The sequence below is a fragment of the Streptomyces alfalfae genome, from assembly GCF_004127445.1.
Classification (GTDB): domain Bacteria; phylum Actinomycetota; class Actinomycetes; order Streptomycetales; family Streptomycetaceae; genus Streptomyces; species Streptomyces alfalfae.
Genome location: NZ_QEXM01000012.1, coordinates 77,630 through 86,777, shown reverse-complemented (window position 1 = coordinate 86,777; position 9,148 = coordinate 77,630). Strand labels below are relative to the sequence as shown.

At 72.6% G+C, this 9,148-nt stretch carries 9 protein-coding genes and 1 pseudogene; 5 read left to right on the top strand and 5 right to left on the bottom strand.

Translation table 11 applies throughout. The features are described from left to right. Positions 1-45 precede the first annotated feature (45 nt). Together DCW30_RS03275 and DCW30_RS03270 are read left to right on the top strand one after the other, a co-directional pair. Positions 46-1,194: an adenine nucleotide alpha hydrolase family protein gene (locus DCW30_RS03275; protein WP_232627043.1), complete on the top strand. Its 1,149-nt coding sequence runs from the start codon at positions 46-48 to the stop codon at positions 1,192-1,194. A 9-nt stretch (positions 1,195-1,203) separates the two neighbouring features. After that, positions 1,204-3,726 carry a type I polyketide synthase gene (locus DCW30_RS03270; protein WP_076682354.1) on the top strand — a complete coding sequence of 841 codons (2,523 nt, stop codon included), beginning with the start codon at positions 1,204-1,206 and terminating at the stop codon, positions 3,724-3,726. Between the two features lie 33 nt (positions 3,727-3,759). On the opposite strand, the gene DCW30_RS03265 is transcribed toward DCW30_RS03270, so the two are convergent. The 3 genes from DCW30_RS03265 to DCW30_RS03255 all read right to left on the bottom strand — a co-directional run bounded on the left by DCW30_RS03265 (position 3,760) and on the right by DCW30_RS03255 (position 6,125). Next, entirely contained in the window at positions 3,760-4,059 is a 300-nt protein-coding gene (locus DCW30_RS03265) for a hypothetical protein (RefSeq protein ID WP_062777818.1), read from the bottom strand. 86 nt (positions 4,060-4,145) lie between these two features. Further along, the gene (locus tag DCW30_RS03260) at positions 4,146-5,042 is read right to left on the bottom strand and encodes an MBL fold metallo-hydrolase (protein ID WP_237283300.1); all 897 of its coding nucleotides are present in this window, start codon (positions 5,040-5,042) and stop codon (positions 4,146-4,148) included. 159 nt (positions 5,043-5,201) lie between these two features. After that, the gene (locus DCW30_RS03255) at positions 5,202-6,125 is read right to left on the bottom strand and encodes a LysR family transcriptional regulator ArgP (protein ID WP_076682352.1); all 924 of its coding nucleotides are present in this window, start codon (positions 6,123-6,125) and stop codon (positions 5,202-5,204) included. Between the two features lie 70 nt (positions 6,126-6,195). On the opposite strand from DCW30_RS03255, the gene DCW30_RS03250 reads away from it, so the two are divergent. Beyond that, entirely contained in the window at positions 6,196-6,810 is a 615-nt protein-coding gene (locus DCW30_RS03250; protein ID WP_062778016.1) for a LysE/ArgO family amino acid transporter, read from the top strand. Between the two features lie 12 nt (positions 6,811-6,822). On the opposite strand, the pseudogene thrS reads toward DCW30_RS03250, so the two are convergent. Together thrS and DCW30_RS03240 are read right to left on the bottom strand one after the other, a co-directional pair. Next, a pseudogene (gene thrS, locus DCW30_RS03245) lies at positions 6,823-8,070 on the bottom strand (threonine--tRNA ligase); the annotation flags it as partial. A 173-nt stretch (positions 8,071-8,243) separates the two neighbouring features. Then, entirely contained in the window at positions 8,244-8,444 is a 201-nt protein-coding gene (locus DCW30_RS03240) for a DUF4236 domain-containing protein (RefSeq protein ID WP_062777823.1), read from the bottom strand. Between the two features lie 179 nt (positions 8,445-8,623). Here DCW30_RS03240 and DCW30_RS36505 point away from each other — a divergent pair, with 179 nt between their 5' ends. Together DCW30_RS36505 and DCW30_RS03235 are read left to right on the top strand one after the other, a co-directional pair. Next, a complete protein-coding gene (locus DCW30_RS36505) occupies positions 8,624-8,797 on the top strand; it encodes a hypothetical protein (RefSeq protein WP_162933532.1) in 174 nt (57 codons plus the stop codon). A gap of 68 nt (positions 8,798-8,865) precedes the next feature. Next, positions 8,866-9,129: a hypothetical protein gene (locus DCW30_RS03235; RefSeq protein ID WP_076682348.1), complete on the top strand. Its 264-nt coding sequence runs from the start codon at positions 8,866-8,868 to the stop codon at positions 9,127-9,129. Positions 9,130-9,148 lie beyond the last annotated feature (19 nt).

Genomic DNA, 9,148 nt, shown 5'->3' with positions numbered 1-9,148 from the left:
GCCCGCCGGAGGCCGGACGGCCGACACATCTCTCTAGGAGGCATCGTGGAACCCACCATCGTCCGCTGCAAGATCTGCTCGCTCAAGGACGGGCACCCGGGGATCGTCCTCGACGACCAGCAGGTGTGCAGTCTCTGCAATCTCGACTTCGCGGGCGACCTGATCGTCAACTACAAGTACACCAACGAGGTGTTCGCCGAGTTCCAGGCGGCCCCGCCCAATCCGCGCGGTGAGTTCGACTGCCTCTTCATGTACAGCGGCGGCAAGGACAGCACGTACATGCTGGACAAGTTCGTCAACGAGTACGGCAAGCGGACCCTCGCGTACACCTTCGACGTGCCCTTTGAGAGCACGCACGCCGCGCAGAACATCAAGCTGGCGCAGGAGAAGCTGCCCGCGACCTTCATGGTCGACGCGGACGACGACAACATCAAGAAGATGATGCGGGACGTCTTCAACCGGCCGCGCCCGAAGAAGCCGGGGCAGTACCTCGACGAGAAACTGCCCTGTGTCTCCTGCCGGACGTTCTTCGTGATCCGCGCCATCCTGCACGCCTACCGCGAGCGCATCCCCTACATCGCGCTGTGTGCCGACCCGCAGCAGATCCTCACCATGGAGTCCAACGTCAGGGAGGTGGTGCGCGGCTTCTACAAGTCCTTCGGCCCCGAGCTGGCGAGTGAACTCTTCGACGGCGACATCGAGGAGATCCTGTTCGCCGAGGACGACGAACTCCCCAAGATCGTGTTCCCGTTCATCGCCATGCGGCACGACTACGACCCCGACCGGATGGTGGCGGAGCTGAAGGAGAAGGGCCTCTACGCCTCGTCGCCGATGGAGACGCACTGCACGCTGTTCCCCCTCCTGAACTACTACTCGTTCAAGAACTGGGACTGCATGTTCTACAAGCTCAACGCGTCCAGCTACACGCGCGCGGTGAGCCGCAACAAGGACTACGACCGTTCCACCTTCAGCATCAAGTTCCCGCGCTCCCTGGACCTGCCCGAGGTCGAGGAGAAGCTGAAGAAGGTGGTTTTGGAGATAGCCGCCGGTGAGGGGGACCGCGAGCAGCACCGGGCCGCGCTGGTGGAGCTGTTCAAGCAGATGGACACGACCGACGACGGCGCGCGGTTCATCGCGGAGACGTTCCTGGACATGCGCGCCGTCGCGGCGGACCTCGGTATCAAGGTGGGTTGAGGAGAAGACATGAACGACCAGCGGACAGAGCGGCAGGACCACGAGGTCCGGGACTCCGACATCGCCGTCATCGGGCTCGCCTGCCGGTTCCCCGGCGCCGACACCCCCGACAAGTTCTGGAAGGTGCTCAGCGAGGGGAGGGAGACCCTCACCTACTTCTCCGACGAGGAGCTGCGCGCGGCCGGGGTCGGCGAGCACCTGCTGAGCGACGACCGGTACGTGAAGGCCGGTCAGATCCTGCCGGACGCCGACATGTTCGACGCGGGGCTCTTCGGCATCACCCGGGACGAGGCGGAGCTGATCGACCCGCAGCAGCGCCAGTTCCTGGAGTGCGCGCACGAGGCACTGGAAGGCGCGGGCTACGACCCGCGGCGCGGCGAGCAGCAGATCGGCGTCTACGCGGGGGTGGGCCTGAACACCTACCTGCTGCACAACCTCGGCGAGCGCTACCGCACCGCGTCGTCCGTGGACCGCTACCGCATGATGATCGCCAACGACAAGGACTTCGTCGCCACCCGCACCTCCTACAAGCTGAACCTGCGCGGCCCGAGCGTCAGCACCAACACCGCCTGCTCGACCTCCCTCGTGGCCGTGCACCTGGCCTGCCTCAGCCTGCTCTCCGGGGACTGCGCGATGGCGATCGCGGGCGCCGCCCACATCCAGGCCGACCAGGGCGAGGGCTACCTCCACCACGAGGGGATGATCTTCTCGCCGGACGGCCACTGCCGGGCCTTCGACGCCAAGGCGCAGGGCACCGTCATCGGCAACGGCGTCGGCGCCGTGGTCCTGAAGCGGCTGAGCGACGCGCTGGCCGACGGTGACACCGTCCACGCCGTCATCAAGGGCACCGCGGTCAACAACGACGGCTCGGACAAGACCGGTTACACCGCGCCGAGCGTCCAGGGCCAGGCCGCCGTCATCGCCGAGGCCCAGCAGATCGCCGACGTCGACCCGGAGACCATCTCGTACGTGGAGGCCCACGGCACGGCGACCCCGCTCGGCGACCCCGTCGAGATCGCCGCGCTCAGCCAGGCGTTCGGCCGCGACGGCGGCACGCTGCCGCCGGAGTCCTGCGCGATCGGCTCCGTCAAGACCAACGTCGGCCACCTCGACACGGCCGCCGGCATGGCGGGGCTGATCAAGACGGTCCTGATGCTGCGCCACCGCACCCTGGTCCCGAGCCTCCACTTCGAGGCGCCCAACCCGGAGATCGACTTCGCGGCAGGGCCCTTCTACGTCGGCACCGAGACCCGGCAGTGGCCCGAGGGGCCGACACCGCGCCGGGCCGGCGTCAGCTCCTTCGGCATCGGCGGCACCAACGCCCACGTCATCGTGGAGGAGCCGCCCGCGGCCCCCTCAACGCCCGACGCCGAGGACGCCGGGCCCCGCCTCCTGGTGCTCTCCGCCAACACCCCGGCCGCCCTCGACAGGGCCACCGCCGACCTCGCCCGCGCTCTGCGCAAGGACCGCGGCCTCGGCCTGCCCGCCGTGGCCCAGACCCTGGCGCTCGGCCGCCGCGCGCACCCCTACCGGCGCGCGCTGGTCGCCACCGACGTGCGGGACGCCGCGCTCGCCCTGGCCCTGGGCGACGCGGGCCGGGTCCTGAGCGCCGACCCCGCCGACGAGCGGCCCGTCCTCGACCTGGCGCCCGGCACCGGCGCGCCCGGCCACGCCGCGGCCCTGTACGCGGAGGCCGCCGCCTTCCGCGAGCACTACGACCGGTGCGCCGCCGAACTGGGGACACCCGCCGCCGAACTGCTCGCCGCAAAGGGCCCGGCGGCGGACTTCGCCGTCCAGTACGCCACCGCGCGGACCCTGGCCGGCTGGGGCGTCGCCGCTCCCGTGGTCGCCGCCGACCGCACCGCGCTGCCCGACGCGGCACTGCGCCTCCTGGAAGGGATCGGCGCGCAGCACACCGCCGGAGCCGGGCGGCCCGGCGTCGCCCTGCTGCCGGAGGCGTCGGACACCACCGGCGTGGCGTTCCTGCTCGGCCTCGTCGGGCGGCTGTGGACGGCGGGCGAGGACGTCGACTGGGCGGCGTTCCACCAGGGCGAGCGGATACGGCGGGTGCCGCTGCCCACCTATCCCTTCGAGCGCGTACGGCACTGGACGGAGCCGCACGGCAGCGCGGCGCCGGCCGCCGAGCCGGGGGCGCGGACGCTGCGGGACCGCTTCGAGGGCACCACGGACGCGGAGAAGAGCGCCCTGCTCACCGCGTTCATCCGGCAGGAGATCGCCGCGGTCCTGGGCGCGCCCGACCCGCGGACCGTCGAACTCGACACCAACCTGTTCGACATGGGCCTCGACTCGCTGATCCTGATCGAGGTCATCGCCAAGCTCAGCGAGGAGCTGGCCCACCCGGTGCGCTCGTCGGCGTTCGTGGAGTACCCGACCGTGCGCTCCTTCGTCGCCGACCTCAGCGGTGAACTGGGCATCGCCCCGGACGCGGCCGCTGCCCCGGCGCCCGCCGCATCCGAGGGCCGCGTCTCCCGCAGGGCGCAGCGGGCCGCCGCGCGCCGCCCCGGCGCGTAGCTCCGGCGCACCTGGGCGGCCGGGCCGGCGGGCTCAGCCGCCCAGGTGGTCCGCGACGCGCACCATGAGGCCGTAGTCCAGCTCGGCCCCGTCGACGAGCAGGGCCTCCACGGCCCGGCTCACGGGGTCGATGTCGGCCTCCATGCCGTCACCGGTGTAGCGGGGGTAGCCGGAGGCGCCGGTCTCCCCGGTGGCCCGCACCACGCCGGAGCGCAGGGTGCCCCGGGTGTCGGCGGTCTGTGTGCCGTCTTCGTTGAACTCGGGCACGATCAGCAGCTCGAACGTCTGCGGATCGGGCAGCTCGCGGTCGGTCTCTCGCGGTTCAGTCGCCATGCGGGCGACGCTAGACAGGACGGGCGCCCGCCGCGTGTATTCGCCGCCGGGCGGCGGGGTGTGTCGCCACGCACGCCCGCGGGCCGTCACCAGCGCAGGGCGGTGAAGTCCACCGGGCGTGGCCGCAGCGTCGCGGTCCTGGCGGTCAACGCCCGCATGCGCGGCGCCATCTCGTCGGCGGGCAGGCGCCTGCGGTCGCCGTGGCCGGGCAGCAGCCAGCTGAAGCGGAGCCGTTCGGCCGTGCGGGCCAACGAGGCGGCCAGTTCCTCGATGGAGTGCCACGTCACGCTCTCGGCGACCTCGATGTCGCCCGTCGACCGCGACCAGTAGAAGCTGTCGCCGCTGAAGCAGTACTCCTCGTCGGCGACGTACAGCACGCTGCCCCTGGTGTGGCCGGGCAGGGGATGGGCGGTGACGCCGTCGGCGACCTCGGCGGCGTCCGTGCCGCGCAGGACGCGGTCGGCGTCGGGCGAGGCGTCCAGGTCGCCCTCGTGGATCCACAGCCGGGCCCCGAAGCGGTCGGCGTACCTGCGGCCGTGCGCCGCGTGGTCCCGGTGGGTGAGGAGCACATCGGTGACGGGCCCGATCGCCTCGTACCGCGCGGCCAGCGTCTCGCTCCAGCGGGGCGTGTCCACCATCAGCAGGTTCCCCGCCGGGCGGCGCAGCAGATAGGCGTTGGCGCCCGCGGTGTGCGGGGAGTTGTGCCCGCAGAACAGGACGGTGTCGTCCACGGGCAGGGGATAGGGGTCGCGCGCCTCGTCGAGGCGCCCCGAGGCGGGCCGGATGGAGCGGGTGTGGCAGGCGAACGCGGCGGCGTACAGCAGGCGTTCCTCCGCGGCGTCGCGCGGCTGGCGCACGACCTCCGAGCGTCGGCCGACCTCGTGGATCAGATCGGGCGCGAGCTGCCGGGCGACGTCGCAGTTGGTGCAGCGGTCGTCCACGGACCAGCCGGTGGTCAAGGGCAGGGGGGTGGGGTCGTTCACGTCGGGTCTCGCCTTCCGCGGGGTTCTCTCGTCTCCTTCCAGGGGTAACCCGCGGCCGGCCGGAAGAGGAAGGGGGGTCGGCACTTGTTTCTGGGGGGTGGGTGGTCTCTGGCGACACGTACCTGATTATGAGGTGTCCATGTCAGAATCGCTCCCGCCTCACTGGTCCAACGCCTCCGCCGCCGTGCTCACCACCGCGTCCGCCAGCGCCGCGAGCGCGGGCGAGTCGAGCTTCCACTGCTGCCAGAACAGCGGCACGTCCACGACCCGTTCGGGGTCCAGCAGCCGCAGGGCGCCGGCGCGCAGCAGGGGCTCCGCCTGGGCGCGCGGCACCACGCCCCACCCGAGCCCCGCCTCGATCGCCTCGGCGAAGCCCCGCGACGACGGGACGTAGTGGCGCAGGGCGCCCGCGCCCCGGCCGCCCGTCACCTCGCGCGCGAACTGGTCCTGCAGCGTGTCGCGCCGGTCGAAGAGCAGGACGGGGGCGTCCGCGATGACCCGCCCCAGCGGCGCCCCGGGCCGGTCGCCGAGCCATCGCTCGATGAACCCCGGCGAGGCCACCGGCAGATAGCGCACCCGGCCGAGGCGTCGCACCGTGCAGCCCGACACGGCGTCCGGCGACGAGGTGACGGCGGCCATCACCGCGCCCTCGCGCAGCAGCGACGTCGTGTGCACCTCGTCCTCGCGGCGCAGCTCGAAGCAGACCCGCAGCTCGTCGGGGACCCGCGCCAGCGCGGACAGGAACCAGGTCGCGAGGGAGTCGGCGTTCACCGCCACCGGCAGCAGCGCGCCCTGCCCCGATTCGCCGATGCCCAGATCGGCGCGCGCGTCCCGCTCCAGGCGCGCGAGCTGCCGCGCGAACCGCACGACGACCTGCCCCGACTCCGTGGGCCGCACCGGTTTGGTCCGCGTCAGCAGGACCCGGCCGGTCCTGCGCTCCAGCGCCTTCACGCGCTGGCTCACGGCCGGCGGCGTGACGTGCAGGGCGGCCGCCGCCGCGTCGAAGGTGCCCTCGTCGACGACGGCGAGCAGCGTCCGCACCTGTTCGAGGGGCAGCTCCGAGAGGCTGCCGTGCTGAGCCATCACGATCGCTTAAGGTACCTGAGAATCTTTACCTGTACTTAAGCGGCCGGTGATCCATAACGTCGACGGCATGGGATCAGCACTGACCGCCGCAGCCGCCGGATTCGGCACCGGACTCTCGCTCATCGTCGCCATCGGCGCGCAGAACGCCTTCGTCCTGCGCCAGGGCATCCGCCGGCAGGCCGTGCTCACCGTGGTGGCCGTCTGCGCGGTGTCCGACGCCGTGCTCATCGCGGCGGGCGTCGCCGGGGTCGGCGCGGCGGTGACGGCCTGGCCGCCGGCGCTGACCCTCGTCGGCCTGATCGGCGGCGCCTTCCTCCTCTCGTACGCCGTGCTCGCCGCGCGCCGCGCCCTGCGCCCCGAGGCGATGTCGGCCGCGGGCGCCACGGCGGGCAGCAGGCGCGGCGCCCTGCTCGCCTGCCTGGCCATGACCTGGCTGAACCCGCACGTCTACCTCGACACGGTCCTGCTGCTCGGCTCGGTCGCCGCGGGCCACGGCGGGCTGCGGTGGGCCTTCGGGCTCGGCGCGATGATCGGCAGCGTCGTCTGGTTCAGCGCACTCGGCTACGGAGCCCGCCTGCTCAGCGGCTTCTTCGCGCGCCCGGGCGCGTGGCGGTTCCTCGACGCCCTGATCGCCGTCATGATGGCGGCCATGGGCCTCACCCTGGTCATCGGCGCGCTCTGAGAAGGGCCGCGACTACTCCTCCCACAGCCCGGTCCGGTACGCCGAGACCAGCGCGCCGACACGGGCCAGGAACTCATCGGCGGGCAGCGGACCGACGCGGCGCCCGTCGCGCAACCGCACGGAGACCAGGCCGTCGGCGGCCTCCTTCGCCCCGATGACCACCTGGTACGGGACGAGCCTGGCGGCCCGGACGCGCGCGCCGAGGCTGCCGCGCCCGGGACCGGCCGACTCGGCCCGCAGCCCGAGCGCGGCACAGCGCCGCAGGAACGCCTCGGCGTCCGGGCCCTGCGCCTTCGAGACCGGCAGGGCCACGAGCTGGACCGGGGCGAGCCAAGCGGGGAAGGCGCCGTCGTGCTCCTCGATGAGCTGCCCGACGGCTCTCTCCACGCTGCCGACGACGCTGCGGTGGACCATCACGGGGCGGTGCTCGGCGCCGTCCGCGCCGACGTAGCGCAGACCGAACCGCTCGGGCTGGTGGAAGTCGATCTGGACGGTGGAGAGGGTGGACTCCCGGCCCGCCCCGTCGACGACCTGCACGTCGATCTTCGGCCCGTAGAAGGCGGCCTCGCCCTCCACCGCCTCGTACGCGATCCCGGTGGAGTCGAGGACCTCCCTCAGCAGCGCGGTGGACCTGCGCCACTTGCCGGGGTCGTCGACGTACTTGCCGCCGGGGCCCGGCAGGGAGAGCCGGTGGCGGGCCGCGCGGATGCCCATCGCCTCGTACGCCCGGCCGATCATCTCCAGGGCGGCCCGCGCCTCGTCGGCGGCCTGCTCCAGGGTGCAGAAGACATGCGCGTCGTTGAGCTGGACGGCCCGCACGCGGTTCAGCCCGCCGAGCACGCCGGACAGCTCCGCGCGGTACATGCCGCCGAGCTCGGCCATGCGCAGCGGCAGCTCGCGGTGACTGCGGGCGCGGGAGCGGTAGATGAGCGCGTGGTGCGGACAGAGGCTCGGCCGCAGCAGGACCTCGTCGCCGCCCATCTCCATGGGCGGGAACATGTCCTCGCTGTAGTGCGACCAGTGCCCGGAGATCTCGTACAGCTCGCGTTTGCCGAGAACCGGCGAGTACACGTGGCGGTAGCCCGCCCGGCGCTCGGCGTCGCGGACGTACTCCTCCAGGGCGTGCCGTACGGCGGCGCCGTCGGGCAGCCAGTACGGCAGGCCCGCGCCGATCAGCGGATCGGTGCCGAACAGCTCCAGCTCGCGGCCGAGTCTGCGGTGGTCGTGCATGGTGGTCTCCTCGCGTACGGAGGGCGAGTGACCGCAGGCCGAAGCCCCGGGGCACTCGCCCCGGGGCTTCGACTCACGACATCGGTCAGCGCGCCGGGACACTCTCCGGCGTCGTCGTCCTCATCGCGGCACGCTTCATGCGAGTGACCGTAGCGGCGCCGGCACCGGAGCCGCGAGCGGTTTTCCGCGGGTCCCGTGTCGCGCTAGCGGCGCCCGCCGCGCCGCGTCGTGCGGCGCCAGCCGAAGGGGCCGGGCAGGTCCATCGAGGTGGTGCGCCGACCGGTGCTGCTGTGGGTGCGGCGCGGACCGTGCCGGCCACCGGTCGTGAGGGACCAGGAGCGCTTGTTGATGTTCAGCCGCACCCCGGGAAGTATCCGGAAGCTCTTGCGGAACGTGAGTGGCATGAATTCCTCCTGACGTCCCCTGCCGGATACCCGCCCACGGCCCTGTGAAAGACGTCACAAGGGGGCATCACATGATCGGGGCCGGGTGCCATCGAGGCATACGGTTCGCGTAAGGTCGCGGGTCGGCCGCCCCACGGGGCGACCCGATCCGACCGTCCCCGAAGAAGGAGCCGCAGTTCATGCCGGCCAATGACGTCACCCAGGCGCCGATCTACCACTCCCTCGTACAGGAGCACGGCGACGTGCTCGCCACGGCGCGCAAGGCCGCCGAGGAGACCCGGCAGACGGCGCAGGACGTCCTGGACTTCAGCACCCCGCCGCGCCTGAACGCACCCGCGGAGGCCGCGTCCTGACCGCGGGCGCGCCTCCCGGCGGCACGGGCGCCTCGCGCCGCGCGCGGGGGATCGGCCAGGATGGCGGGATGGACCACGAGTTCTGGAAAGACATCCACGAGCGTGGCGGCATCCCCGCCGTCCGCGGCGCGCTGGAGGCCCTGCCCGACGACCTTCCCCCGCAGGACGCGGACGCCGCGGCCGAGCTGGCGATGCGGGTCATCGAGGAGGACATCGCCCGCATCAACGCCCGCGCGGACCGCGCCGAGGAGCGGGCCCGTGAGCTCGCGGACGAGACCCGCGAGGTACGCCGTCGGCTCGCGGAGCACACGGCCCGCACCACGGGGGACTGAACCCGCACGACGGGAGACC

Coding starts and splice junctions, on each gene's coding strand:
- DCW30_RS03240 (WP_062777823.1), bottom strand. CDS start 8,444: ATGCCACTCACGTTCCGCAAGAGCTTCCGGATACTTCCCGGGGTGCGG.
- DCW30_RS03250 (WP_062778016.1), top strand. CDS start 6,196: ATGGGATCAGCACTGACCGCCGCAGCCGCCGGATTCGGCACCGGACTC.
- DCW30_RS03265 (WP_062777818.1), bottom strand. CDS start 4,059: ATGGCGACTGAACCGCGAGAGACCGACCGCGAGCTGCCCGATCCGCAG.
- DCW30_RS03270 (WP_076682354.1), top strand. CDS start 1,204: ATGAACGACCAGCGGACAGAGCGGCAGGACCACGAGGTCCGGGACTCC.
- DCW30_RS03255 (WP_076682352.1), bottom strand. CDS start 6,125: ATGGCTCAGCACGGCAGCCTCTCGGAGCTGCCCCTCGAACAGGTGCGG.
- DCW30_RS36505 (WP_162933532.1), top strand. CDS start 8,624: ATGCCGGCCAATGACGTCACCCAGGCGCCGATCTACCACTCCCTCGTA.
- DCW30_RS03235 (WP_076682348.1), top strand. CDS start 8,866: ATGGACCACGAGTTCTGGAAAGACATCCACGAGCGTGGCGGCATCCCC.